1 pseudogene is annotated in these 293 nt (G+C 68.6%); it reads left to right on the forward strand.

Going from position 1 to position 293, the window contains the following annotated elements:
- Positions 1-293, forward strand: a pseudogene (locus NE591_RS15035) (hypothetical protein); the annotation flags it as partial.

A 293-nucleotide genomic window follows, 5' to 3' on the forward strand; every position in this document is an offset into this window, starting at 1 on the left:
CAGGCCGCGGCCCTGCTCGCCGAGGCGGCCTCCACGATGGGCGCCGACCTCGTCATGGGCGGCTGGAAGTCGGGAGATACGGCGGCGGCCCAGGTCATGGGATCGTGCTGCACGGGCAACCGCGTCTATAACCGCTACTTCACCAGCGACGAGCGCCCGGCCAAGGTGAAGCCCATTCCGTGGGAGGCGGCATGGGTCTTTGCCGCGGCGCGAGCGTTTGCGGAGGATTCGCCTTTGCACAAGGCGACGACGGGCACTCACAGCTGCTATCTCGTGCTCGGGGGCACCGTGAC

Origin of the sequence: Adlercreutzia sp. DFI.6.23, assembly GCF_024462535.1 — a bacterium.
GTDB lineage: Bacteria > Actinomycetota > Coriobacteriia > Coriobacteriales > Eggerthellaceae > Adlercreutzia > Adlercreutzia rubneri.